The organism is Kumtagia ephedrae, assembly GCF_003012745.1.
Taxonomy (GTDB): Bacteria; Pseudomonadota; Alphaproteobacteria; order Rhizobiales; family Rhizobiaceae; genus Kumtagia; species Kumtagia ephedrae.
The window spans coordinates 133,605-160,078 of record NZ_PXYK01000003.1 but is presented as its reverse complement, the minus strand read 5'-3'; the positions used below and the strand labels follow the sequence as shown (position 1 = coordinate 160,078).

Below are 26,474 nucleotides of genomic sequence, written 5' to 3'. Positions count from 1 at the left end.
CAAGTCAAGTCAGCAATAATTTCGCCAAAGGCCGCGGCACCCCTTCTCCCCTTCTTCGGGGAGAAAATCGCGGCATGGGAATGAGGAGCGGCGATGCCGATCCTCCAAAAATCCGCTCTTCGCAGGCACGCCCGACGCGTGGCCATCGGCATCGCCGGCTGCGCGGCACTTGCGGCGCTTTCCACCGCCGCGCTCTTCTCATTGGACCGCGCCTTCCCGCCTCCCCTGCCCGAAAAACTCGCCGTCTCGCAGGAGGTCGTCGACCGAGACGGCGCCCTGCTGCGCGCCTACGCCACCCCCGACGGCTACTGGCGCCTCGGCGTTTCGCTCGACCAGGTCGACCCGGACTTCATAAAAATGCTGGTCGCCTATGAGGACAAGCGCTTCTGGGAGCACTCCGGCGTCGACCCGTTGGCGCTGCTGCGCGCTGCCGCCCAATTCGCCGCCAACGGCCGCATCGTCTCGGGCGGCTCGACGCTGTCGATGCAATTGGCGCGCCTGATCGAGCCGCGCGAAAGCCGCAGCATCGGCTCCAAGCTCGTCCAAATCTTTCGCGCCTGGCAGATCGAGCGGCGGCTCGGCAAGCGCGATATTCTCGAGCGCTACCTGACGCTGGCGCCTTATGGCGGCAATCTGGAAGGGGTGCGCGCCGCCTCCCTCGCCTGGTTCGGCAAGGAGCCGAAACGGCTGACCGTCTCGGAGGCGGCGTTGCTGGTGGCGCTGCCGCAACTGCCGGAGCGGCGCCGCCCCGATCGCTTCCGCGACAACGCGGAGGCGGCGCGCGACCGCGTGCTCACCCGCATGGTCGATGCAAGACTGCTTGGGGAACACGAGGCGGCACGCGCCGCCGACGACGAGGTCTCCGCCACCCGCTTCGCCCTGCCGTCGCTCGCCGCCCATCTGGCTGACGACGCGCTGCGCGCCGGTGCGGTTGCGCCTGCATCGGCCCCCGCCATCAAAGGGAGCGGGCACTCGCGTCTACCCCCACCCCTAACCCCTCCCCACAAGGGGGAGGGGAACTCTGCGGCAACCCTGCCGCGCGAAACCGCCGGAGATTGTCGCCCGGCGGAGACGCCGGCGAATCCCCCTCCCCCTTGTGGGGAGGGGTTAGGGGTGGGGGTAAACTCACATCCGACGGCCCTGCCACAGGAGGGCGAAGCCAGAGAGGCGGCCAACACACGCCATCAGCTCACCCTCAGCAAATCCGTGCAGGCCGGCCTGGAGGCCGTGGCGAGGGACGCCGCGCGAAAGCTCGGCGAGCGCGTCTCGGTGGCCATGGTGCTGGCCGACGCCCGCACCGGCGACATCCTGGCTTCGGTCGGCTCGGCCGACTATTTCGACCCCGGCCGCTTCGGCTGGATCGATATGACGCGGGCCCGCCGCTCGCCCGGGTCGACGCTGAAACCGTTCATCTACGGGCTCGCCTTCGAGCAGGGTCTTGTCGCGCAGGAAACGCTGATCGAGGACCGGCCGGCCGATTTCGGCGGTTATCGCCCGAAAAACTTCGACCTCGCCTATCAGGGCGACGTGAGCGTCCGCCAGGCGCTGCAGCTGTCGCTCAACGTGCCGGCGGTGCGGCTGCTCGACGCCGTCGGCCCGGCGCGGCTGACGGCGCGTTTCCGCAGCGCCGGCGTGGTGCCGTCGCTGCCGCCCGGCGAGCGGCCGGGGTTGGCGATCGGACTGGGCGGCGTGGGGTTGAGCCTGCGCGACCTCGTCCAGCTATACGCCGGGCTCGCCAATGGCGGCCGGGCCAAGCGGCTGCGCGACGGCACGGAGAAAGACTTCGTGCCGTTCGCCGACGGCACGATCCTGGAAGCGCCGGCCGCCTGGCAGGTCACCGACATCCTGGCCGGCGTGCGCCCGCCGGAAGGCGCCAGCCCGCGCGGCATCGCCTACAAGACCGGCACCTCCTACGGCTACCGCGACGCCTGGTCGGTCGGCTACGATGGCCGCCATGTGCTGGGCGTATGGGTCGGTCGCGCCGATTCCGGCTCCGTGCCGGGGCTTGCCGGCTATGCCTCGGCGGCGCCGATCCTGTTCGAGGCGTTTGCGCGCTCCGGCCTCGCCGCCGTGTCCCGGCAACCGCCCCCGGCCGGTACGTTGCGCGCCGCGCCGAAGGATCTGCCGGTGACGCTGCGGCGCTTCGGGTCCGCGCTGGACGCTTTTCCCACCGCCGGGGCAATCGTGCCGGAACCCGCACCCACCATCGTCTTTCCGCCCGAGGGCGCGCGGGTCGAGCTCGGCGCCGCGTCCTCAGCAGCGAGCCCGCTGGTGCTGAAGCTGCAGGGCGGCCGCGCGCCGTTCCGCTGGCTGGCCAACGGCAAGCCGCTGGCCGAGCCGGTGCGCCGCCGCACCGCCACCTGGACGCCCGACGGCACCGGATATGCGACGCTGACCGTCATCGACGCCGCCGGCCGGGCCGCCAGCGTGAAGGTGTTCGTGGAGTAACGGCTCGATCCCTTCTACCCCTGCCCTGTAGGGCAATCATGCGTGGAAATTCTGGAAGCGTCGGCCGGCGCAGCACCCCCCTCCCCACAAGGGAAGGGAGTTTGCGGCCGCCATGCAACGCGAAACCGTCAACGATTATGCTCGGCAGACACCAGCATATCCCCCCTCCCCCTGAGCAAAGCGGCGGCGGATGAGGGGTGCTGGACGCAGCGCGACATCGCCTGCGAACTCGATAGCGGCGGCCCACATCACCGCGCCCATGTCGGCTCACCCTCCCAGAATACGCCGGTGCACGCCGTCGAGGTTTTCGGCGAAAGCCTCGAACAGCCCCTTTGCCGTGAGTTCGCGCAACACCTGCTCGTTGATGCCGCCGCGCGTCGCATAGTCCTGCGCCAGATGCGTGAAATCCATGTCTGGCGCGGTGTCGGGGGCGCTCGCCAGCGCCTTGAACAGGGCGGTGACATAGTCGCGCGCGGTCGCATCGGCGACGCCGTGGTCCTTCAGCCAGGTATGAAGCGTGTCGAGATATTTGAAATAGCTGGCGAAGGTCGCCGTGGCGACGCTGAGCGCGTCGAACTCGGCGGGATCCTTAACCTCGATCACCTTGCCGAGCCGGCCGAACAGTGCCGCCATGCTTGGATCGGGCGGGCAGATCATGGTCGGTCCCTGCCGCGACGCGACCATCGGCATGGGCAGCGCCTTGATCACCCGCTCCGCCGGAGCGGCGAGCGCGGCGACCTCCTTGCCGGACAGGGTGGCGATCAGGCTGACGACGTGGTGGTCGCGCCGGAACCGCAAGTCGGCGAGCACGGCGTGCGCGACCTGCGGCCGTACCGCGAGGAAAACGGTGTCGCACCGATCGAGCACGGCCTGGTTGCCGGCGGCGACACGCACGTCCGGAAAGCGCGACACCAGGCCGGCGGCGATGTCCGCGTTGCGCGGCGACAGGATGATCGCCGCGGGCTCGTTCGCCTGCGATTTCAACCCGGTAACGATCGCGGCTGTCAGCGCGCCCGTGCCGATGAAGCCGAGTTTCATGGCGTCTCCCAGAATTTCGAATCCTTGAGGGACAATAACCCCGGCCGGCCCGGCGGCAAGCTTTTGCGACGCCCGGCGCGGTTGCCTGCCACCGCCTTCCCCGCCTATGCTGCCCCGCGAGGTTGCAGGAGGCAGGCATGAGCGAACCCACCGGCTGGCGGCACATGAACGGCGCGCCGAAGGACGGCACGCGGATCCTGGTCACGGTGCGCTCGTCGGAGCAGGGACCGGCCGAGGTCGACGTCGCCTACTGGGCGCGGGCCGACCAGTTCGGCATCGAGGGCTGGCGCGCCGCCGATTCGCACCCCGGCAACATCGTCGGCTATGCCGATCCCGAGCTGAAATGCTGGATGCCGCTGCCCAAGGCCAATACCGGCGAAGCGAGTGCGCCCGGCATGCCGGCGCCCTGGGAGGGCGAGGACGCCGAGGAACTGTTCGGCTCGGGGATTTGATTTTTCGAGCACCGAGCAGATCGGCATCTCATTCCGATGCCGCGGCCAGGACCGAGATAATCTTCCCCATGGCACTGCGCCGGCGCGTGGATGGATGTCAGGGCGGCGCTGCCGCTGCCCCAAGCGGCAGCCGCAACTGACACAATCAAGCCTTGCGGATTGGCAGTAGAGGGACGATTACTCCCAAGACCAAGTCGACCGCGGCCAGCGCGGCCGGCCGAATCGGAATTGAAATTCCGGCTAGGACCAAGACATGACGGACGCTGCGGCGACAGCGGGGCGAACTTCGGCCCAAAACAACACGGTCTACGCGATCATCCTCGCGGTCAGCTTCTGCCACCTGCTCAACGACGTCATGCAGTCGCTGCTGGCGGCGATCTATCCGATGCTGAAGAGCGATTTCGGCCTCGACTTCTGGCAGATCGGCCTGCTCACGCTCGCCTTCCAGGTGACTGCGTCGCTGCTGCAGCCGGTGGTCGGCATCTATACCGACCGGCGGCCGTTGCCCTATTCGCTGACCGTCGGCATGGGCTGCTCGATGGTCGGCCTGATGCTGCTGGCGGTGGCCCACGACTACTGGATGCTGGTGATCGGCGCCTGCTGCATCGGCATAGGCTCGTCCATCTTCCATCCCGAATCCTCGCGCGTGGCGCGCCTCGCCTCCGGCGGCCGCTTCGGTCTGGCGCAGTCGCTGTTCCAGGTCGGCGGCAATTTCGGCCAGGCGCTTGGGCCGCTGCTCGCCGCCTTCATCGTCGTGCCGGTGGGGCAGGGCAGCGTCGGCTGGTTCTCGGTGGCGGCGCTGCTCGGCATGGTCATTTTGTGGCAGGTCGGCAACTGGTACGCCGCCTATCGCCGCGACGCCGCCAAGCGTCCGGTCGCGCCGGTGTCGCTGACGCTGCCGCGCCGCAAGGTGGTGCTGGCGCTGGTCGTGCTCACCATGCTCACCTTCAGCAAGAACATCTACATGGCGAGCATTTCCAGCTACTACACCTTCTACGTCATCGAGCGCTTCGACGTGTCGGTGCAGGCCTCGCAATACCTGCTGTTCGTCTTCCTCGGCGCCGCCGCGCTCGGCACCGTGCTCGGCGGGCCGATCGGCGACCGCTTCGGCGCCAAATTCGTGATCTGGTTCTCGATCCTCGGCATCCTGCCGTTCACGCTGGCCCTGCCTTATATGGACCTGTTCTGGACCGTGGTGCTGTCGGGCGTCATCGGCCTGGTGCTCGCCTCGGCCTTCCCGGCCATCGTGGTGTTCGCGCAGGAGCTGGTGCCCGGCCGGGTCGGCATGATCGCCGGCATCTTCTTCGGCTTCGCCTTCGGCATGGGCGGCATCGCGGCTGCGGTGCTCGGCGTCGTCGCCGATGCGAAAGGCATCGAATATGTCTACTGGATCTGCTCTTTCCTGCCGCTGCTCGGCCTGCTGACCATCTTCCTGCCGTCGGCAAAACAGTTGCGGGCGGCGGGATAGCTCGGGCTGAGGCGGCCGGCGCTTCTCCAGCCAAGGTTCCTCGCCCTCACGAAGTGGGGGAGAGGTGGCGAGCCCGAAGGGCGAGACGGAGGGGCTCCGACGGTTGGCAAACAAGGGTCTTCAGCAGCCCTCAAACCCTTTCCGCGATCGTCCTCAACAACCGCAGCGTCTCATGGTCGAGCGGATCGTCCACCGGCAGGTGCTGGCTCGACTGCTTGACGATCACCACTTCGGCAGAGGGATCGATGTACAGCCACTGGCCGTGGATGCCGATGGCCATGAAAGCGCCGCTGGCGTAGCCGGACTGGTACCACTTGCTGCGGTAGCTGCCGTTCTCCAGCAGTTTTGCGAAGTCGCCGTCCTTCCAGGCCTGGCGGTCGCCGCCGGTCGTGGTGTCGCGGACCCAGCGCTCGGAGAGCACGACGCGGCCAGCGGCTATGCCGCCGTTGCGCAGCATCTCGCCGATACGGGCAAGGTCGCGCGAGGTGATCGATACGCCGCCGGCGCCCCGCGCATTGCCTTCGGCGTCGATCGACACCATGCAATGGCCCTTGCAGCCGACCTTCTCCCAGATACGGGTCCTGAGCAGATCGGCGTAGCGCTCGCCGGAGGCGGCTTCGACGATCAGGCCGAGCATGTCGGAGTTGGGCGACTGGTAGCGGAAGGGCCCGCCATGCGGCCCCTGGCCCTTGCGCAGGGACAGCACGAATTCGCGCAAGGTCTGGCCGCGCGGTCCCGGGTTCCACAGCATGGAGCGGCGGTAGCGCGCGAAGATGCTTTCGGGATCGGTATAGGCTTCATCGAAATCCAGGCTGACACGCATGTCCATCACATCGCGCACGCTGGCGTCGCCATAGGCGGAGCCGGCGGCGTCCGGGACGTAGCGGGTGACCGGCGCCGAGGGATCGAGCTTTCCCTCGTCCTCCAGCGTGCCGGCGAGCAGCGCGGTGAGCGACTTGCCAATCGAGAAGACCAGGTGCGGCGAGGCGGGTTCGCAGGTCGGCGCGTGATGGTCGGCGATGAAGCGGCCGCGCTTCATCACCACCAGCGAATCGGTGAAGGACCGTTCGAGGAACGCCGACACGGTTTCGCGGCCGGCCGGAAGGTCGAGCGTCAACGCCAGGATATCGGAAGGGTCTTCGCCCGGTTCGGCCTCCGCCGCGCTCGACACCTGTGCCGACGGCACCAGTTCCGAGACGTTCTGGAACGACCATGTGCAATAGGGGCGGGTGCGCCAGTTCTCCAGCCGCACGTCGCGGCGGGGGAAGCCGTAGCGCTGTTCGAAGGCAGTCGTCATGCCGGGTGTCATCGCACGTGCTGGGGGCGGCGGGGCGGAAGCGTCCCGCCGCCCGCGTCTGCTATTTCTGGATTTCCGTCCAGATGCGCGTGTAGAGTTCCTGCACGTCCGGTTCGCAGGTGGTGAGGAACTCGCCCGCCTTCTCGAACTCGGCCGGCACCACCAGTTCCGGCGCCGTGCGCATGTCTTCCGGCATGAACTGCTCGGAGCCCTTGATGCCGTTGGCGTATTTGGCGAAGGCCGAGATCAGCGCGGCGTTCTCCGGGTCCATGATGAAGTTCATGAACAGCTTGGCGTTGTCGACGTTCTTGGCGTCCGCGAGGATGGCAACGCTGTCCATGAACACCGGATAGCCTTCCTTCGGATAGCCGAACTTGATGTCGGGGTTCTTCAGGCGCGAGCGCATGATCGCGCCGTTCCAGTAGTACACCGCCGAGTAGTCGCCGGCCGGCAGCTTCTCGGTGACGCTGTAGTCCATCGCCAGCCATTTCGGCTTGGCCTCGACCAGCTTGTCGCGCACCTTCTTCAGCACTTCGAGGTCCTTGGTGCACCAGTCGCCGCCGAAATATTTGATGGTGGCGAACAGCACGTCGGTCATTTCGGGCTCGACGTTGATCTTGCCGACCAGTTCGGCCGGCGGGTCGAGCCAGATCGCCGAGGTGTTGATGTCGCCGCCATAGACTTTGGTGTTGACGCCGATGCCGCTCACGCCCCACTGCCACGGCACGGTATAGCGGCGGCCCGGATCCCAGGGGACGTCGACCCAGCGCTGATCCACGTTCTTGAAGTTCTCCATCTGGTCGGGACGGGCCTCGAGCAGCAGTCCCTCCTTCACCCAGATGGGCACGTAGTTGGCCGAGGGGACGACGATGTCGAAGCCGTGGCCGCCGGCCCGCACCTTGGCGAGCGCGGTGTCGTTGGAATCGTAGTCGGTGACCGTCACCTTGACGTTGTGCTGGGTCTCGAACTTCTTGATCAACTCGGGGTTGGTGTAGTCGCCCCAGTTGAAGATGTTGAGCTCGCCCTCCGCCGCGGCGCTTCCCGCCAGGGCCAGCACCGCAATCGCCGCCGCTGCGGCCGTCGTCTTCCACCTCATGGCTGTTCTCCGTTGGTCTTGTGGTTGGTCATGGCTTTCGCCGGTTGACGAAGAAGAACACGGTGACCAGCAGGACCGACAGGGCCAGGAACACCGTGGCGATGGCATTGATCTCGGGTGACGTCTCACGCCTGAGCTGGCCGAGCATGTAGGTGGGCAGCGTGTCCTGCCCGCCGGATTTGACGAACTCGGTGATGACCACGTCGTCCAGCGAAATCACGAAGGCCAGCATGAAGCCGGCGATGATGGCGGGCCGCAACAGCGGCAGCGTCACATGGCGGAACGCCTTCCACGGCGTGGCATAGAGGTCGGCGGCGGCGCGCTCCAGCGTCAGGTCCATGCTCTCGAGCCTTGCCCGGATCGGCAGATAGGCGAACGGGATGCAGAAGGCCGTATGGGCGAGGATCAGGTAACCCATGCCGGAATAGCCGGTCCACACCTTGATGCGGGAGAAGACGATCAGCAGCGCGACGGCGGTGACGATCTCCGGCACCATCAGCGGCTGGTTGATGAAGGCGTATTTGAAGGTCAGGCCGCGATAGGGGGCGGTGCGGGTCGTCGCCAGCGCCGCCATGGTGGCGGCGATCGTCGCCAGCGCGGCGGCCCAGACTGCCAGCATGAGGGAGCGGATCGCGGCGTCCTGCACGGCGGTGTTCTGCCAGGCCGAGACGAACCAGCGCAGCGAAAGCCCTTCCCAATGCGAGAGCGATTCCGCCGCATTGAACGAATAGGCCACCAGCGCGGCGATCGGCAGGTAGAGCGCGAAGAAGGTGATCAGCGCGATGAAACCGAAGCCCGGCTGGGCGCGGATGTCGAAGGGTCGCCTAGCCATGACCGGCCCCCGAGCGCGTTGCGTTGCGCACATAGACCAGCAGCGCCACCATGACCATGGCCATCAGCGTGATCGAGATCGCCGCGCCCAGCGGCCAGTTGCGGCCGGAGCCGAACTGCAGCTCGATCAGATTGCCCAGCATCATGTTCTTGCCGCCGCCCAGAATCCGCGGGATGACATAGGCGCCGAGCGAGGGGATGAAGACCAGGATGGAGCCGGCGATGATGCCCGGCTTCACCAGCGGGATGATGATGCGCCACAGCACCTGCAGCCGGCTCGCATAAAGATCGTATCCGGCCTCGACCAGGCGGAAATCGAGCTTCTCCATGCTGGCATAGAGCGGCAGCACCATCAGCGGCAGGTAGACGTAGACCATGCCGAGCAGGATCGCCACGTCGGTGTGCATGATCTGCAGCGGCCGCTCGATGATGCCGAGCCAGATGAGCGCGGTGTTCACCAGCCCTTCGTTGCGGATCACCTGCTGCATGGCGAAGGTGCGGATCAAGAGGTTGGTCCAGAAGGGAATGGTGACGAGGAACACCCAGATCTCGCGCGTGTGCGGCGGCCGGGTCGAGATGAAGTAGGCGGTGGGGAAGCCGAAGATCAGTGTCAGGACGGTGGTGTAGAAGGACAGGCGGAGCGATCGCCAGAGGATGCTCAGATGCGCGTCGGCGAGGCCGAGCGTGTCGTCGAAGATGTCGCGCTGGAACAGCACCGAGGTCCAGCCGTCGAGCGAGAAGGTGCCGAACTTCACGTCGCCGTAGTCGCCCTTCGCCATGAACGAATAGGCCAGCATGACGAACAGCGGGCCGATGGCGGCGACGAAGATGATGATGAGCGCGGGCGTCGACAGCAGCCAGCGCCTGCGAACCTGCTCCTGCTCGGCGTGCTTCGCGGTCTCCGCGGCGGTGGCCACCGTCAGTCCCTCAGAACCTGGGCGCCGTCGGCGGCGATCTCGATGCCGGCACGGTCGCCGATCTCGAAACCGCAGGACTGGCTGCGGGAGTTCTGCTGGCGGACCGTGAAGACGTCCCCCTGGTCCAGCCGGACGTGGATATGCGTGTCGGTCCCGAAGTAGACGATGGTTTCGACCGTGCCGGCGAGATGCCCGCCCGACTTGACCGCGCGGGCATGCTCGGGCCTCACGATGATCGTCGCCGCGCCGTTGGGTGCAAAACCTTCGGCGATGGTCGCCGGAATCTCGATGCCGGATCCCAGGCGCGCGCGGCCGACCCCGTTGGCGATGCCGTCGACCGTGCCGGTGAGGAAATTCGTCTCGCCGATGAAGTCGGCGACGAAGCGCTCGGCGGGCTTGTCGTAGATGTCCCAGGGGGTGCCGACCTGCAGGATCTTTCCGGCCGACATCACCGCGATACGGTCGGACATGGTCAGCGCCTCCTCCTGGTCGTGGGTGACGAAGATGAAGGTGATGCCGGTCTCGTGCTGCAGCCGTTTGAGTTCGATCTGCATCTCCTTGCGCAGCTTGAAGTCGAGCGCCGACAGCGGCTCGTCGAGCAGCAGCACCTTCGGCTGCGGCGCCAGCGCCCGGGCTAGCGCCACGCGTTGCTGCTGGCCGCCGGAGATCTGGCTGGTGCGGCGCCCGGCGAGCTGCTCCATGCGCACCAGCTTCAGCATCTGCGCCACGCGGGCCTCGATCTCGGCCCTTGGTTTTCCGAGCATTTCCAGGCCGAAGCCGATATTCTCAGCCACCGTCATGTGCGGGAACAGCGCGTAGCTCTGGAACACCGTGTTCACCGGCCGCTTGAACGGCGGCAGCGGCGCGATGTCCTCGCCGTGGAGGAATATCTCGCCTTCGCTCGGAAAATCGAAGCCGGCGATCAGCCTGAGAAGCGTGGTCTTGCCGCAACCCGAGGGGCCGAGCAGGGTGAAGAACTCGTTTTCCCGGATTTCGACGGAAACCCGGTCGAGCGCGGCGAACCGTGCCTCCCCGCTGCCGAAAATCTTGCTGACGCTGCGAACTTCGATCGCGTTCCTGGCAGGTCGATCTGACACGATACCCCTATGGCTTTGCGGGTCTGTCGACCTCTCGTTCCCCGGGCGGATTGTCAGCACAAGCGCCGGCGTTTGGCAACAGAGGCGCAACCGGATTTCACATCCGGTTCCTGCCGGACGGAAAAGAGATGCCGATGCTTAACCTTCGAAGGTGATGCGGCCGCCGCAAACCGTCAGGGTTGGCCGGATTTCCGTCAGGTTTTCGGCGGAAACAGCATCGAGTTCTCCGGAAAGCACGACGAAATCGGCAAAGAATCCCGGCTTTAGAACACCTTTCCGGTGCTCGTTGAACTCGGCATAGGCGCCGCCGGTCGTATAGGCTGCCAGCGCCTCGTCGAGCGAAAGCTTCTGGTCGGGGCAGCCGTCCGCCCAAGGCTTGCGCAGCATCGCCGCCTGGATGCCGAGGATCGGGTCGATGGGTGCGACCGGCCAGTCCGAAGCGAAGACGATTCGGGCACCGGCCTCCTTCAACGTGCGGACGGGATAGGCGAAGGGCCACCGGCTCGTGCCGATGCGCGAGACGGTCGGCTGCAGCGGCAGGCCGGCCGAGCCGGGCGGATGCGTCGGCTGCATGGAGGCGATCACGCCGAGCCTTGCGAAGCGCGGGATGTCGGCGGCCGTGGTCACCTCGATATGTTCGACGCGGTGGCGGCTGTCGCGGCGGCCGTTCACGCGCTGCGCCTGCTCATAGCCGTCGAGCACAGCGCGCACGGCGCCGTCGCCGATGGCGTGCACGGCGATCTGCAGGCCGCGGCGGTCGGCCTCGACGGCGACCGCGGCGAAGTCCTCTGGCGAGAACAGCGGCTCGCCGCGCCAGTCCGGCCGGTCGGCATAAGGCTCGACCATCACCGCCGTCCAAGACTCCAGCACGCCGTCGTAGAAGACCTTCACCATGCCCGAGGACAGCCAGTCCGAACGGTAGCGCTCGGCCATGAGCGAGGCCTTCTCCAGCATGTCCAGCGCCATGAAGTTCTTGAAGTGGAAGGGAATCCTGGCGCGGCACAGCAGTCCGCCCTCGGCCTCGATCTCCGACAGCAGCTCGAGCTGGTAGAGATTGCCGTCCATGTTGTGGATCGAGGTGATGCCGTGGCGGGCGCACCAGTCGAGGCCGCGCCGCAGGATGGCGCGGTCGGCCTCCCGCTCGGCCGGCGAGGGGACGGGATCCGGCTCGCCGCCGGTCGACAGGCCGAGCCGCGCCCGCTCCTCGCCCGCCAGCGCCAGCACCGGCGCGAAAGCTTCGTTCTCCCGGAGTTCGCCGGTCGCCAGGCCGTCGGCGGCCATCACCACCTCGTTGCCGGCTCCGACCTGCCGGCCATGCAGGATGCCGGCCAACTCGAGCGCCCTGGTGTTCGCCCACACCGTGTGATGGTCGGGTGCCGCCATGGCGAAGGGCCGGCCGGCAGGATGCGGTCGAGGTCGTGCCGCGTAAGCGGGCGCCCGCCGAGGATGGTGTAGTCGGCACCCTGGCCGAGCAGCATCGGCGCGTCCGGTCGCGCCGCGGCGTAGCCGCGGATGGCGGCGGAAAGCGCCGCCTCGCCATGCACGCCGGCGAGTTGCAGATGGGCGAGTTCGGCGGCACCCGAGAACAGGTGCATATGCCCTTCGACGAAGCCAGGAACGACCGAATTGCCCGCCGCGTCGATCACCTTGGTGTTCGGGCCGCGCAGGTCGGCGATCGCCGCGCGGTCCCCGACCGCGACGATCCTGCCGCCGGAAACGGCAAGCGCCTCGGCTGCCGGCCGCTCGAGATCCATGGTCCTGATGCGGCCGTTGACGACGATCAGCTCGGCATGTGCGGTCATAGGGCATTTCCGGTTGGACATCCTGCTCTAGCACCGGCGCGACCGACGACGCCAGATCGATGGTTCGCCAGGCTGGAGGCGCAGATGCCCGGACATGGAGCGGACGAACGAGCTGGAGTGGTCCATCCTGCGGCAAGCGGTAGCGCTTGTGAAAAGCTGGCGGCTGCGGCTAGGGTCCGGCCGACGTCAACGAGAGGGGTTTCATGAAGACGATCTTTTCGCCGCTGCATGCGGGACATGCCGGGCAGATGGAGCTGATCTCCGGCGGGCTGGTGCCCGGCTTCGAAAAGCCGTCGCGGGCCGAATACATCCGCGCCCGCGTCGAAGCGGAGAAGCTCGGGCCGATCCTGCCGCCGGCGGAGCACGACATCGCGGCCGCCAGGCGCGTGCATGCGGCCGACTATATCGATTTCCTACCGACCGTCTGGCCGGAATGGGAGAAGGCCGGGCGTTCAGGCTCGGCCTTCGGCTTCACCTGGCCGACGCGCGGGCTGCGTGCCGATGTGCGGCCGAAAACCATCGACGCGCTGCTCGGCTACTATTCCTTCGACGCCGGGGCGAGTTTCGTCGCGGGCACCTGGACGGCGATCAAGTCGTCCTTCGACGTGGCGTTGACCGCCGCCGGGCTGGTCAAGGACGGCGAGCGCGCCGCCTTCGCGCTCTGCCGGCCGCCCGGCCATCATGCCGGCGCCGCCTTCATGGGCGGCTATTGCTTCATCAACAACGCCGCCGTCGCCGCGCAATTCTTCCGCGATCGGGGTGCGGCGAAGGTGTCGATCCTCGACGTCGACTACCATCACGGCAACGGCACGCAGGAGATTTTCTACGCGCGCGCCGACGTGCAGGTGCTCAACCTGCATGGCGACCCGATGACCGAATACCCGTTCTTCCTCGGCCATGCCGACGAGAAGGGTTCGGGAGACGGAGAGGGTTTCAACGTCAACTACCCGATGCCGTTCGGCACCGCCTGGGACGGCTGGAGCGCCTCGCTGGAGGACGCCTGCGCCAGGCTCGAAGCCTACCGGCCCGACGTGGTGGTAGTATCGCTCGGCGTCGACACCTTCGAGAAGGATCCGATCAGCCAGTTCAAGCTGAAGAGCGAGGACTATCCGAAGATCGGCCGGCGCATCGCCAAACTCGGCCTGCCGACGCTGTTCGTCATGGAGGGCGGCTACGCAGTCGAGGAGATCGGCATCAACGCCGTCGGCGTGCTGACCGGGTTCGAGCAGGGATGATCAGCTATCTTCTCCCCGTCTACAGGGAGAAGATGCCGGCAGGCAGATGAGGGGCGGCGCGTCTCTGGATGGCGTGATGCAGCCCCTCATCCGCCCCCGCGGGCACCTTCTTCCCAGGTCTATCGCATATGCGTTTACCCTCCACCCCTGCCCCTCCCCACAAGGTGGGAGAAGGTGGCCGACCCCGAGCTTGTCGAGGGGGAGGTCGGATGAGGGGTGCTGGACGGAGTGCGGCGATGCCTCCTAAGCTACCGCCCCTACTCCGGCAGCTTGCGCACCGCGCCCTTGTCGGCGCTGGTGGCGAAGGCGGCGTAGGCCTTGAGCGCCGTGGTGACGTTGCGCTTGCGCTGTTCCGCCGGCTTCCAGCCTTTTGCGTCCTGTTCGGCGCGGCGGGCGGCGAGTTCCGCCTCATCGACCAGCAGGTCGATGGTGCGGCCGGGGATGTCGATGGCGATGGTGTCGCCGTCGCGCACCAGGCCGATGGCGCCGCCGGTCGCCGCTTCCGGCGAGGCGTGGCCGATCGACAGGCCGGACGTGCCGCCGGAGAAGCGGCCGTCGGTCAAGAGCGCGCAGGCTTTTCCAAGACCCTTCGACTTCAGGTAGCTGGTCGGGTAGAGCATTTCCTGCATGCCGGGGCCGCCCTTCGGGCCTTCGTAGCGGATGACGACGACGTCGCCCGCCTTCACCTCGTTGCCCAGAATGCCCTTGACCGCCGCGTCCTGGCTCTCGAACACCTTTGCCGGGCCGGTGAACTTCAGGATCGACTCGTCGACGCCCGCAGTCTTCACCACGCAGCCATCGAGCGCGATGTTGCCCTTGAGCACGGCGAGGCCGCCGTCCCTGGAGAACGGATGTTTTGCCGAGCGGATGACGCCGGTCTCGCGGTCGGTGTCGAGATCGTCCCAGCGCCGGTCCTGGCTGAAGGCGACCTGCGTCGGCACGCCGCCCGGGGCGGCCATGAAGAAGTCGCGCACCTTGGCGCTGCCGGTGCGGGTGATGTCCCAGTGCTCGATGGCCTGGCCGAGGGTCGCGGTGTGCACGGTTGGCTGGTCGCGGGTGAGCAGGCCGGCGCGGTCGAGCTCGCCGAGGATGGAGAAGATGCCGCCGGCGCGGTGGACGTCCTCCATGTGAACGTCGCTCTTGGCGGGCGCCACCTTGCACAGCACCGGCACCTTTCGCGACAGCGCGTCGATGTCGTCCATGCCGAAATCGATGCCGCCCTCATGCGCGGCGGCGAGGATGTGCAGTACCGTGTTGGTCGAGCCGCCCATGGCGATGTCGAGCGCCATGGCGTTCTCGAAGGATTTCTTGGAAGCGATGTTGCGCGGCAGCACACTCTCGTCGTCCTGCTCGTAATAGCGCTGGGCGAGATCGACGACGAGGTGGCCGGCCTCGACGAACAGCCGCTTGCGGTCGGCATGGGTGGCGAGCGTCGAGCCGTTGCCGGGCAGCGACAGGCCGAGCGCTTCCGTCAGGCAATTCATCGAATTGGCGGTGAACATGCCGGAGCAGGAGCCGCAGGTCGGGCAGGCCGAGCGCTCGATCACCTTGACGTCCTCGTCCGACACCTTGTCGTCGGCGGCCGCAACCATGGCGTCGACCAGGTCGAGCGCGTGCTTCTTGCCGTGCAGCACGACCTTGCCGGCCTCCATCGGCCCGCCGGAGACGAAAACGGCCGGAATGTTGAGGCGCATCGCCGCCATCAGCATGCCGGGCGTGATCTTGTCGCAGTTGGAGATGCAGACCATGGCGTCGGCGCAGTGGGCGTTGACCATGTATTCGACGCTGTCGGCGATCAGCTCGCGGCTGGGCAGCGAGTAGAGCATGCCGTCATGGCCCATGGCGATGCCGTCGTCGACCGCGATCGTGTTGAATTCCTTGGCGACGCCGCCGGCCGCCTCGATCTCGCGGGCGACCAGCTGGCCGAGATCCTTGAGATGCACATGGCCTGGCACGAACTGGGTGAAGGAGTTCACTACCGCGATGATGGGCTTGCCGAAATCGCTGTCCTTCATGCCCGTGGCGCGCCACAGGCCGCGGGCACCGGCCATGTTGCGGCCGTGGGTGGTGGTGCGGGAGCGATAGGCTGGCATCGATATCCTCGAACTGATGCGGGCTCGCAGCCTGCGCTGCGGCAACAGGGTTGTTTAGACCGTTTTCACCGGATCGGCAACGAAAAATGCGTACCGTAACGTACGGTACGCATTTCGCGCGCCGCCCTGATGAGACCGATCTTCGGGTACGATGTCGGAAGCGGGCGGACATCGCGCCGTCGGATCGAGGCACCATGACCGGACCTCCGCCGGTAATCGTGATCGAGAATCGAAGTGTCGGACGACCGGGTCGGCTGCTACGCTCCGCGCCGCGGGTCGAGACCGGCGTTCAGCGGGCACTCTCGACCGGTTTGGCATCAACCGGGATCACATCGACGGACTGTTCCGCCTCCTGCCCGCCCGTCGTCTTCAGCACGCCGACGATGGGTGCCACGTCCGAATAGTCGCGGCCGTAGCCGACAGTGATGTGATCGTTGGAGGCGAGCATGTCGTTGGTCGGGTCGAACTCGATCCAGCCGCTCTCGCGGCCGCACCACACCTTCACCCAGGCATGCATGGCGTCGGCGCCTTCGAGCCTCTCCTTGCCGGCCGGCGGGATGGTGCGCAAGAAACCGCTGACATAGCCGGCGGGGATGCCGAGCCCGCGCAGCCCGGCGATCATGACATGGGAAAAATCCTGGCAGACGCCGCGGCGCAGGCCGAAGGCGTCGCGCGCCCGCGTCGTCACCGTGGTCGCGGTGCCGTCATAGGCGAAGTCGCGGTGGATGCGCCGGCAGAAATCGCCGGCGATCGCCCGCACCGAGCCGTGGCCAAGGCTTTCGCTGGCATAGGCGGTTATATCGGGATCAATGCCCGCATGGTCGCTGGCGGGGAGGAAATGATGCGGCGCCTCCGGCCCGAGCGACAGCACCGAGGCGACCTGCCCGGCAAGCTGCGGCAGGCCGGGCGAGACGTCGAAGCCGGGCTCCGGTCTTTTCACCGCGACGCGCGCCGTCATCCTGACCTCAAGGGTCTCGTGCGCCTCGCGATAGGTGACCGCGGTGGCGCGGGTGCCGAAGAAGTCGGTGAAGTCGGAACGCTCCCTCGGTTGCGGCGTGAAGGAGAGCGCAGCGGCGATCACCCGCTGCACGCCGGGTATGGTCGGGGGAAGCACGCGCAACTGGTGCCGCCCGCCGCCGGCCCAGGCGTCGTAGACATAAGAGAGGGTGAGGCGGATGTCGTAGTGCATCAGAGGGCTCTGATGGGCAAAGAGAGCACGCGATGCAGACGCCCCTTCGCACCCGCCTCTGTCCTGAGCTTGTCGAGTGGGCCGGACATCTCCCCCGCAAGGACAGGGCAATCGTATATTGAGCTACCCCCACCCCTAACCCCTCCCCTCAAGGGGGAGGGGGATCTTGCCGCTGTTGTGCCAGACATGAATCGGTGACGATTTCGCTCGGCATGGCGGCCGCAAAGTCCGCCTCCCCCTTGAGGGGAGGGGTTAGGGGTGGGGGTAACCCGCCGGCCGACCCTTCCAGAACTTCCATAGGCGATCGCCCTGCCCGCAAGGGGGGAGATTACATCGGCCGCCCGGCTTTCGCTAACCACCGGCGGAAAGGCCGTATGGACGAAACCGCCAATCTCCCCCCTCGCGGGGGAGATGTCCGGCCCATTCGACAAGCTCAGGACAGAGGGGGGTGCGAAGGGGCGCGTCTCGTTCAATTCCAAGGCCGCCTTCACCCGAAATACGCCTTCGCCAGCGTCTCGTAGAGCCCGCCGACGTCCCAGGCGATCTGGTCGAGCGCGTCGGGGTCGAGCTCGGCCGGCTCGTGCGTGGCCAGCCCGGTGTGCAGCCGCCACACTTCCTTGGCCGGCGCCGACAGGCCGTGGCGGTCGGCGTCCGGCAGGTGGTCGATCTCGTATTTGAGACGTTCGAGCTGGAACAATACCGAGCGCGGGTTGAGCGGGTCGAGCGCCAGAAGGTCGACGACGGTGCCGCACCCCGCGCGCACCGTATATTGGCGGCGGTGGGTCATGACGCTGTCGCCCACCTCCAGCATCATGTCGAGCGCGCCGTCCGGCGCGTCGTCGCGCGTCACCCGGCCGAGCATGCGGGAAATCTGGATCGCCCGCTCCAGCCGCCGTCCGATCTCCAGAAAACGCCAGCCGGTGAAGCGGTACATGTTCTCGTTGAGCAGGCCGGAGAAGCCGGCGATCTTGCGCAACAGCACGGTCATGGCGCGCGTCGCGTCGTCGCCCGGCTCGACCGTGCCGGCGAAGCGGTGCAGCGTCGCCGACAGGTCGCGCAGCGCCAGCCAGCCGTCGGGCGAAAAACGGTCGCGGATCTGGCCGGCGCTGGAGACGGCACTGTCGATGTTGGAAAGCAGGCCGAGCGGCACGGCCGCCGCCATGTCGATGCCGATCGGCTCCATATGCGCGCGCATGTCGGCCAGCAACGGCATCTCGGGATCGCCGGTTTCGGCGAGGCGGACGTGATAGGCGCGCAGCACCCTGACCGTGTCCTCGGCCCGCTCGACGTAACGGCCGAGCCACGTCAGGTTTTCGGCCGCGCGGCTGGGCAGGCTGCCGGGCGTGCGGCGGGCAAAGCCGTCGCCGGCCTCGGGCAGCAGCGTCTCCCGTTCCACAGCCCGGCCGGACACCACCCAGACGTCGGCGGCATGGCCGCCACGCTGCATGGCGATCGCCGCCGTGTCCTCCGTCTCGCCGACGCGGGCGAAACCGCCCGGCATGACGATCCAGCCCTGCGGCGTGCGCGCCAGATGCACACGCAAGGCCGCCGGCCGCGGCTCCAGCGCGCCATCCCGATAGACCGGCGTGGTCGACAGCGTGACCGCCTCCTGACCGACGAAGCTCTGGCCGTCCGCCTGCAGTTGCCGGGTCAGTGCCTCGCGCCCGGCCGCATCGAGCGACGCGCCGAGGCGGGTCGCGCCGTCGTCCTCGAAGGCAAGCCGCGTCGACAGCGCCGGCCCGACCATCATGCGGTCGAGATTGGCCACAACGTGGTCGCGCTCGGCCGGCTGGCCGCACCACCAGGTGGCGATGGACGGCAGCGCCAGTTCCTCGCCGCGCAGCTTTCGGCAGATGCGCGGCAGGAAAGCGAGCAGCGCCCGTGTCTCCAGTATTCCGGACCCCAGCGCATTCACCACCGCGACCGAGCCCTGGCGCACGGCTTGCACAAGGCCAGGCGTGCCGATTCGCGAGGCTGCATTGAGCTCCAGCGGGTCGGCGAAGGCGGCGTCAAGCCGCCGCCACAGAACGCTGACCGGCTTCGGCCCGGAGACGGTGCGCACCATCAGCCGGCCTTCCGACACGGTAAGGTCCTCGCCCTCCAAGAGCATGATGCCGAGATAGCGGGCAATATAGGCGTGCTCGTAATAGGTCTCGTTGAGCGGGCCGGGGGTGAGAATGGCGACGCGGCCTTCCGGATCGCCGGCCGCCTCGACCAGCGCGTCGCGAAAACGGCGGAAAAAGCCGGCGAGCCGCTCGACATGCATCTCGGCGTAGAGGTCGGCGAGCGCGCGGGTGGTGGCGACGCGATTCTCCAGCGCGAAGCCGGCGCCGGACGGCGCCTGGGTGCGGTCGCCCAGCACCCACCAGCCGCCGTCCGGCCCGCGGCCGAGCTCGAAGGCGCAGAAATGCAGGAAGTGCCCGCCGGCGGGCCTCACCCCGGCGAGCGGGCGCAGATATTCGGGGCTTGCCGCGATCAGGCCGGGCGGCAGCAGCCCGTCGGCGACCAGCCGGTTGTCGCCAAAGATGTCGGAGAGGATCGCCTCGAACAGCTCGGCCCGCTGGATCAGTCCGGCGCTGATCGCCGCCCATTCCTCCTCGCCGATCAGCAGCGGGAGGTGCGACAGCGGCCATTCGCGCTCGTTGGCGTCGACCCTGTCGTAGACGCGGTAGTAAACGCCGGCGTCGCGCAGATACTGGTCAGCGCGGGCGAAGCGCTTCGTCAGCTCGTCCGGGCCGAGGTTTTCGAGGACGGCGATGAAATTTTTCCAGACCGGCCGCGGATTGCCGGCGGCGTCGACCATCTCGTCGGGAATGCCGGGCAAGGGGCGGTAGCCGTCGAGGAGGGGATGGGGCTTACGGTCCGGGGATGCCGTGGACGCCCTCATTGCATTCCTCCAGAGGGCAAGCCGCGCCCCTTCGCACCCCCCTCTGTCCTGCCGGACATCTCCCCCGCAAGGGGGGAGATCAGCTGGCCGGTTTGGGTTCGCAAGTCGCCGGCGCTGCTGGAGATGTGCTGAGAGCGAAGCTGCTGATCTCCCATCTTGCGGGGGAGATGGCCGGCCCATTCGACAAGCTTAGGACAGAGGGGGGTGCGAAGGGGCATAAGCCCTCTCTTCGACGGACACCCGACCCTATTCCTCCCCATCTCCTCACACCCCCGCCGGCCGTCTGAGGTCGAGCGTCATCGGGAAGTCGGCGGCGGGGTGCTCGTCGGAAAACTCGAACGGCCCCGGCGTGTGGCCGAAGCTCTCGAAGCGAGCGAGGCGGCGCGCCTCCGCCTCGTTGGCGTTGACCGGGAAGGTCTCGTAGTTGCGGCCGCCGGGATGCGCGACATGGTAGACGCAGCCGCCGACGGCGCGGCCGGACCAGCGGTCGTAGATATCGAAGGTGAGCGGCGTGTCGACCGGCAGCGCCGGGTGCATGCCGGACGCCGGCTGCCACGCCTTGAAACGCACGCCGGCCACCGCGACCTCTCGGTCGTCGGTCGGCCTCATCGGCACGAGGCGTTTGTTGCACAGCACTGCGTGGCGCTCCGGGTTCAGGCCTTCGGTGCGCAGCTGCAGCCGCTCGACGGAGGAATCGACGAAGCGCACCGTGCCGCCGATCGCCCCCTGCTCGCCCATCACATGCCACGGCTCCAGCGCCTGCCTGAGTTCCAGCTTCACGCCGGCATGGGCGACCTCGCCGCAGAAGGGGAAGCGGAACTCGAACTGGGCGGAAAACCATTCGGGGCGGAAGGTAAAACCGTTCTGCTTCAGGTCTTCCAGCACGTCCAAAAAATCCTGCCAGACATAATGCGGCAGCATGAAGCGGTCGTGCAGCGCCGTGCCCCAGCGGGTGAAGCGGCCAGACAGCGGCGCCGTCCACAGCCGCGCGACGATGGCGCGCACCAGGAGCTGCTGGGCGAGGCTCATGCGCGCATTGGGCGGCATCTCGAAGCCGCGGAACTCGACCAGGCCGAGCCGGCCGGTCGGCCCGTCGGGCGAGAACAGCTTGTCGATGCAGATCTCCGAGCGATGGGTGTTGCCGGTGACGTCGACGAGCAGGTTGCGGAACAACCGGTCGACCAGCCAGGGCAGCGGGGCGGTCCCCTCGCCCGGCATCGGCACCTGCGCCAGCGCGATCTCCAGCTCGTACAGGCTGTCGTGGCGGGCCTCGTCGAAGCGCGGCGCCTGGCTGGTCGGGCCGATGAACAGGCCGGAGAACAGATAGGAAAGCGCGGGGTGCCGCTGCCAGTAGAGCACCAGGCTCTTCAAGAGGTCGGGGCGGCGCAGGAACGGGCTGTCGTTCGGCGTGGCCCCGCCGACCACGACATGGTTGCCGCCGCCGGTGCCGGTGTGGCGGCCGTCGATCATGAATTTTTCCGCGCCGAGACGGCTCTGGCGGGCCTCCTCATAGAGCGTCGTGGTGGTGGCGACGCAGTCGGCCCAGCTCTTGGCCGGATGGACGTTGACCTCGATGACGCCGGGGTCGGGAGCCACGCGGATGACGTTGAGGCGCGGATCGTGCGGCGGCGCGTAGCCTTCGATATGGACGGGAAGCCCGGTGTCGCGCGCCGCCGCCTCCGCCGCCGCGACCAGTTCGAGATAATCCTCCAGGGATTCGACCGGCGGCATGAAGATGGTCAGGCGGCCGTCGCGCGGCTCGACCGAGATCGCGGTGCGCACCGCCCCGTCGATGCCGGAAAGCTGCTGCTCGACGATCTCCTGCCCGCCGGTCGCGGCCGTGAACGACGCCTCGATCTGGGCACGGCCGGGGGCGTCGCCGCCCGCCGGGGCGGCAGCCGCCGGCGGTTGCGGATTGGGCGGCAGCGGTCCGCGAGGCACCGAGGGGTCGACGGGCACGACATAGGGAAATTGCGCGGGCGGGATATGGGGCAGAGTACCGAGCGGCAGGCGGTAGCCGACGGGCGAATCGCCCGGCACCAGGAACAGCCGGCCACGCCGCGTCTTCCACTTCTCCGAGCGCCATCGGCGCCCGTCGCTCGCCGCGGCGTTCCAGCGCTGGATCGGCAGCACGTAGCCGGAGGGCGCCGTCAGTCCGCGCTCGAAGACGCGCGCCATGCGGCTGCGCTCCTCCGGGTCGGCGAGCTTGGAGTTGGTCGGATCGAGATTGTCCGGCAGCTTCGCTTCCTTCAGCACCCACTCGGCCGGATCCTCATAGGCCTCGTCGACCATCCCGGCGTCGATGCCGAGCCCGATCGCCATCGCCTTGAGCAGCACCTCGGCGTCCTTGTGGCCGGCCTTTGGCGCGCCCTTCTCCGTCGCGATGAGGCTGGGATCGCGCCACACCGGCTCGCCGTCGGCGCGCCAGTAGAGCGAAAAGGTCCAGCGCGGCAGCGATTCGCCGGGATACCATTTGCCTTGGCCGTAGTGGAGAAAACCGCCCGGCGCGAATTTGTCGCGCAGTCTGCGGATCAGCACGTCGGCCTTCTGCCGCTTGGTCGGGCCGACGGCGGCGGTGTTCCACTCGGCCGATTCGAAGTCGTCGATCGACACGAAGGTCGGCTCGCCGCCCATGGTGAGGCGCACGTCCTGCTTGTCGAGCACCACGTCGACCTCGTTGCCGAGCCTCTCCAGCGCTTCCCAGGATTCGTCGGAGAAGGGTTTCGTGATGCGCGGATGCTCGGCGATGCGGGTCACCTGCATGTCGAAGTCGAAATCGACCTCGGCGAAGCTCGCCATGCCGGAAATGGGCGCGGCGTTGCGGTAATGCGGCGTGGCGGCGAGCGGCACGTGGCTTTCGCCGGTGAGCAGGCCGGACGTCGGGTCGAGGCCGATCCAGCCGGCGCCGGGCAGGTAGACCTCGCACCAGGCATGCAGGTCGGTGAAGTCGGCCGCGGTGCCGGGCGGGCCGTCGAGCGCGACGAGATCAGGCTTGAGTTGGATGAGGTAGCCGGAAACGAAGCGGGCGGCAAAGCCGAGGTTTCGCAGCACCTGCACCAGCAGCCAGCTCGAGTCGCGGCACGAGCCTTTTGCCAGCGCCAACGTCTCTTGCGGCGCCTGCACGCCGGGCTCCATGCGCACGATATAGGCGACCTCACGCTGGATGCGGGCGTTGAGGTCGACGATGAAGGTGACGGTGTTCTGCGGCGAGCGGTCGATCGAGGCGAGAAAAGCGTCGAGCGCCTGCTCGGCCGGCTCGGGCTTACGGTAGATGGAAAGGTCCTCGGCGAGCTCTTCCGGATAGTCGAACGGCCAGGTTTCGGCGGAGGGTTCGACGAAGAAGTCGAACGGGTTGTAGACAGTCATGTCGGCGACGAGGTCGACCTCGATCTTCAACTCGCTGACCGGATCGGGGAAGACGTAGCGCGCCAGGAAGTTGCCGTAGGGGTCCTGCTGGACGTTGACGAAGTGGTTGGCCGGCGAAACCTTCAGCGAATGGCTCGGCACCTTGGTGCGCGAATGCGGGGCGGGCTTCAGCCGGACGACCTGCGGCGCGAGCACGACCGGCCGGTCGTATCGATAGTGGGTCAGATGATGGACGGCTGCCAGGATGGCCATGGGCTGCGCGAAAACCTTTCGCCGGGGTCGATTTCGCCACACTCCCACAAATCGGCAAGGCCCGCCAAGCGTTTATTGCAGTGCGAAAAGAAGAAGATCCGCCATGCCGTCAGGCGGCCGTCCTCAGCGTGGGTATGTTGCTGACGTCCACTTCCCGCTCGGCGTGCCAGGCATCGTAGGCAGCTTGCATCCGGAGCCAAACGGCGGCGCCATCACCGAACAGCTTGCCCAGCCGAGCAGCCACCTCCGGAGACACCGGCTTGCGCTCCCGGACGATGTCGTAGAGATGCTGCCGGGAAATCCCCAGCAGGCTGGCGATCTCCCCCTTCCTCCGACCGGTTGCGGGAATGATGTCATCAAGCAGCGCCCCCGGATGCGACGGGCACCGCTCGGTCGGCCGGCATACTTCGTAGAGGACCATCATACTCTCCATCACATCGGTGATCAGTGGTATTGCTCGAAATCGACCTTCGCGGCGTCGGTTCCGTCGAATTCGAATGTCATGCACCAGGGCCCGTTCACGTGACCGGTGTAGCGCGTCGGGTTGAAGCCGATCAAAGCGTGGTAGTCGAAACCCGGGAGGTTCATGTCTTCCGGGCGTGTCGCGGCATCCAAGCGGTCCAGCCGAACCATAATCCGCTTGTGCATCCTGGCGTCGATCTTCGACGTTTTGCCACTCGCGAACAGGTCGGAGAAGCCCTTGTGTTTGAAGGACCTTATCATGGCGAATGTAAGCAGATCGCTTACGATTCATCAAGAGCATGCAAGCAAAAGCTGACATACAGACAGCGGCACTCCCAGTGCAGCGCGCGTCACGCCGCGTCGATCTCCGCCTGCAGGGCGGTCATGTGGGGCGCTGCGGCGGCCAGGGCAGCGCGCTCGATGGCGCGGAAGCGCGCCACCACGGCCAGGCCGACGGCGGTGAGCTGGGCGCCGCCGCCCTTCTTGCCGCCGGTCTGGGCGGCGACCACCGGCTTGCCGAACAGCACGTTCATCTCCTCGACCAGGTCCCAGGCATGCTTGTAGGACATGTCCATGCGCCGCGCTGCCGCCGAGATCGAGCCGAAGGCGGCGATGTGTTCCAGAAGCTCGATCTTGCCGGGGCCGATGCGTCCGTCGGGATCAAGATTGATGCGCAGGCTGAGCGAGGGCATCGCCTGCCTTACGTCACCTTGAAGCCCGAATCCACCGGCATGGACAGGCCGTTGACCATGGAGGCGCGGTCGGACAGCAGGAACAGGATGACCTCTGCCACCTCCTCCGGCTCGAGGAAGCGGCCGAGCGGCATGCGTGCCAGCATCGGCGCGGATTTTTCGGGGTCGCTCCACGCCTTCCTGGCCATGGCGGTCAGTGTGATCGCCGGGTTGACGCAATTGACGCGGATGCCTTTCGGGCCGAGCTCGTTGGCCATGACCCGGCTCATCGCGTCGAGCCCGCCTTTGGAAGCGCAATAGGCGGCGTGGTCGGCGAAGCCGGTGAAGGCGGACATGCTGGAGACGTTGACCACCGCCCCGCCCTTCCCGGCGGCGATGCGTGCCTTGGCGTATTCCTGCACGAAGATCAGCGGCGCGCGCGTGTTCACCGCCATCAGCTGGTCGAAGGATTCCACGGTGACGTCGAGAACCGATTCGAGAATGGTGAAGCCGGCGCAATTGACGAGAAAGTCGACCGGCTGCGCATCGCGCGCCGCCGCGCGCGCCGCCTCGGCGTCGGCGAGGTCCGCGGTTAACGTACGACATCCGATTTCGGCGCTAAGCGATTCCAGATCCTCGCGGCTGCGGCTTACGGCGACGACCGCGGCACCGCGTCGGGCGGCGAGTCTCGCCGTCGCCAGGCCGATGCCTTTGCCGGCCCCGGTGACCAGCACCGACTTGCCCGAAAATTCCGATTTTTCATCAACCATTTGCACGCGCTCCCGCGATCTTTGCCTGCAGAATGACCACGGCCAGCAGGAACAGGCCGCGGATGACCGATTGCCAGTAGGCCGAGAGCGATATCCAGCCCAGGCCGTTCTCGAAGTTGAGGATGTTGAACACCATGGCGAGCAGCAGCGCGCCGGCCAGCGTCGCGCCGATCGAGCCGACGCCGCCGGTGAGCAGCGTGCCGCCGACCACCACCGAGGCGATGGCGAACAGCTCCCAGCCGACGCCTTCGGTCGGCTGGCCGGCGCCGAATTGCGCGGCGAGGATGACGCCGGCCATGCCGGCGCACAGGCCCGAGGTGATGTAGACGCCCATCAGCGTCTTCTCCACCTTGAGGCCCATCAGCTTGGCCGTCGCCTCGCCGTCGCCGATGGCGAGGACGCGCCGGCCGACCGGGTGCCGCTCCAGCGCGATCCAGCCGGCGATATAGAAGGCAAGCGCGATCCAGGCCGGAATCGGGAAGCCGAGGAAATCGCCTTGGCCGATCTCGGTGAAGCCGCTGTCGTAGGAGACGGAGACGGACTGGTTGCCGGCGAGCAGCAGGCCGGTGCCATAGGCGGCGAGCATGGCTGCCAGCGTGGCTATGAAGGGCTGGATCTTCAGCCGGGTGATGACCACGCCGTTGATGATGCCGACCACCAGCCCGGCGGCGAGCCCGCCGGCGAGTCCGGCGGCCCAGTGGTAGGGCGAGAAGATCGCCGCCACCACGCTCGCCATCGCAGCGGTGCCGCCGACCGACAGGTCGATGCCGCCGGTCATGATCACCAGCGCCATGCCCAGCGCGATCAGCGCGAACATGGAGTTGTAGCGCAGGAAGCTGAGCGCGTTGTAGGACGACAGGAAGTTGTCGTAGCGCAGCGCCCCGAAGACGATGAGCGCGATCAGCGCCGCGATCACGCCGAGGCGGGCGAGCGCGATGGTCGAGCGCGGCGCCAAAGGGCCGAGGAAGGACAGGTAGGTGGTCATCTTGCCCGCTCGTTGATAGCGCCTGGCACTCTACGCTGCCCCCCTCTGTCCTGCCGGACATCTCCCCCACAAGGGGGGAGATTGGCTGTCACACCGATTTTCGCCAACCACCAGCGTT

At 67.4% G+C, this 26,474-nt stretch carries 19 protein-coding genes and 1 pseudogene; 4 read left to right on the top strand and 16 right to left on the bottom strand.

All coding sequences use genetic code 11. The annotated features are described in order from the left end of the window. Positions 1-93: 93 nt before the first annotated feature. The gene (locus C7I84_RS30515; RefSeq protein ID WP_245428306.1) at positions 94-2,448 is read left to right on the top strand and encodes a penicillin-binding protein 1C; all 2,355 of its coding nucleotides are present in this window, start codon (positions 94-96) and stop codon (positions 2,446-2,448) included. A 267-nt stretch (positions 2,449-2,715) separates the two neighbouring features. Here the strand turns inward: C7I84_RS30515 and C7I84_RS04005 are convergent, their stop codons facing one another. Beyond that, entirely contained in the window at positions 2,716-3,486 is a 771-nt protein-coding gene (locus C7I84_RS04005; protein WP_106770860.1) for a pyrroline-5-carboxylate reductase, read from the bottom strand. 137 nt (positions 3,487-3,623) lie between these two features. Between C7I84_RS04005 and C7I84_RS04000 the strand changes: the two genes are divergently transcribed. Together C7I84_RS04000 and C7I84_RS03995 are read left to right on the top strand one after the other, a co-directional pair. Then, complete coding sequence (locus C7I84_RS04000; RefSeq protein WP_106770859.1) at positions 3,624-3,938, top strand: hypothetical protein; 315 nt, start codon at positions 3,624-3,626, stop codon at positions 3,936-3,938. Between the two features lie 253 nt (positions 3,939-4,191). Then, positions 4,192-5,406, top strand: coding sequence for an MFS transporter (locus C7I84_RS03995; RefSeq protein ID WP_106770858.1), 1,215 nt, complete (start codon positions 4,192-4,194; stop codon positions 5,404-5,406). A gap of 130 nt (positions 5,407-5,536) precedes the next feature. Here C7I84_RS03995 and C7I84_RS03990 read toward each other — a convergent pair whose 3' ends face one another. The 6 genes and pseudogenes from C7I84_RS03990 to C7I84_RS03965 form a co-directional block, all read right to left on the bottom strand. Next, on the bottom strand, positions 5,537-6,703 hold the full coding sequence (locus C7I84_RS03990) for a serine hydrolase domain-containing protein (protein ID WP_106770857.1): 1,167 nt from the start codon (positions 6,701-6,703) through the stop codon (positions 5,537-5,539). 61 nt (positions 6,704-6,764) lie between these two features. Next, entirely contained in the window at positions 6,765-7,799 is a 1,035-nt protein-coding gene (locus C7I84_RS03985; protein WP_106770856.1) for an ABC transporter substrate-binding protein, read from the bottom strand. A 28-nt stretch (positions 7,800-7,827) separates the two neighbouring features. Further along, complete coding sequence (locus C7I84_RS03980) at positions 7,828-8,631, bottom strand: ABC transporter permease (protein WP_106770855.1); 804 nt, start codon at positions 8,629-8,631, stop codon at positions 7,828-7,830. Next, positions 8,624-9,547, bottom strand: a complete 924-nt coding sequence (locus tag C7I84_RS03975) for an ABC transporter permease (protein WP_106770854.1) — start codon at positions 9,545-9,547, stop codon at positions 8,624-8,626. Before C7I84_RS03975 ends, C7I84_RS03980 begins: the two co-directional genes overlap by 8 nt. A 2-nt stretch (positions 9,548-9,549) precedes the next feature. Then, positions 9,550-10,644 carry an ABC transporter ATP-binding protein gene (locus tag C7I84_RS03970; protein WP_106770853.1) on the bottom strand — a complete coding sequence of 365 codons (1,095 nt, stop codon included), beginning with the start codon at positions 10,642-10,644 and terminating at the stop codon, positions 9,550-9,552. A gap of 138 nt (positions 10,645-10,782) precedes the next feature. Beyond that, positions 10,783-12,446, bottom strand: a pseudogene (locus tag C7I84_RS03965) (amidohydrolase). A 203-nt stretch (positions 12,447-12,649) separates the two neighbouring features. Between C7I84_RS03965 and C7I84_RS03960 the strand changes: the two are divergent. Then, positions 12,650-13,681 (top strand): histone deacetylase family protein, encoded by a 1,032-nt coding sequence (locus C7I84_RS03960; protein WP_106770852.1) that lies wholly within the window; start codon positions 12,650-12,652, stop codon positions 13,679-13,681. Positions 13,682-13,938: 257 nt separating this feature from the next. Here C7I84_RS03960 and ilvD read toward each other — a convergent pair whose 3' ends face one another. The 9 genes from ilvD to C7I84_RS03905 all read right to left on the bottom strand — a co-directional run bounded on the left by ilvD (position 13,939) and on the right by C7I84_RS03905 (position 26,356). Further along, complete coding sequence (gene ilvD, locus C7I84_RS03955) at positions 13,939-15,774, bottom strand: dihydroxy-acid dehydratase (RefSeq protein WP_106770851.1); 1,836 nt, start codon at positions 15,772-15,774, stop codon at positions 13,939-13,941. Between the two features lie 289 nt (positions 15,775-16,063). Beyond that, a complete protein-coding gene (locus C7I84_RS03950) occupies positions 16,064-16,963 on the bottom strand; it encodes a transglutaminase family protein (protein WP_106770850.1) in 900 nt (299 codons plus the stop codon). A 487-nt stretch (positions 16,964-17,450) separates the two neighbouring features. Continuing rightward, the gene (locus C7I84_RS03940) at positions 17,451-19,850 is read right to left on the bottom strand and encodes a circularly permuted type 2 ATP-grasp protein (RefSeq protein WP_106770849.1); all 2,400 of its coding nucleotides are present in this window, start codon (positions 19,848-19,850) and stop codon (positions 17,451-17,453) included. 264 nt (positions 19,851-20,114) lie between these two features. Beyond that, the gene (locus tag C7I84_RS03930; protein ID WP_106770847.1) at positions 20,115-23,468 is read right to left on the bottom strand and encodes a transglutaminase family protein; all 3,354 of its coding nucleotides are present in this window, start codon (positions 23,466-23,468) and stop codon (positions 20,115-20,117) included. 109 nt (positions 23,469-23,577) lie between these two features. Beyond that, positions 23,578-23,889, bottom strand: a complete 312-nt coding sequence (locus C7I84_RS03925; protein WP_106770984.1) for a HigA family addiction module antitoxin — start codon at positions 23,887-23,889, stop codon at positions 23,578-23,580. A gap of 23 nt (positions 23,890-23,912) precedes the next feature. Then, positions 23,913-24,191 (bottom strand): type II toxin-antitoxin system RelE/ParE family toxin, encoded by a 279-nt coding sequence (locus C7I84_RS03920; RefSeq protein ID WP_106770846.1) that lies wholly within the window; start codon positions 24,189-24,191, stop codon positions 23,913-23,915. An 89-nt stretch (positions 24,192-24,280) separates the two neighbouring features. Continuing rightward, entirely contained in the window at positions 24,281-24,622 is a 342-nt protein-coding gene (locus tag C7I84_RS03915; protein ID WP_106770845.1) for a winged helix-turn-helix domain-containing protein, read from the bottom strand. Between the two features lie 8 nt (positions 24,623-24,630). Next, on the bottom strand, positions 24,631-25,371 hold the full coding sequence (locus C7I84_RS03910; protein ID WP_106770844.1) for an SDR family oxidoreductase: 741 nt from the start codon (positions 25,369-25,371) through the stop codon (positions 24,631-24,633). Then, the gene (locus tag C7I84_RS03905; protein WP_106770843.1) at positions 25,364-26,356 is read right to left on the bottom strand and encodes an ABC transporter permease; all 993 of its coding nucleotides are present in this window, start codon (positions 26,354-26,356) and stop codon (positions 25,364-25,366) included. The genes C7I84_RS03910 and C7I84_RS03905 overlap by 8 nt, the downstream gene beginning before the upstream one ends. Between the last annotated feature and the right edge of the window lie 118 nt (positions 26,357-26,474).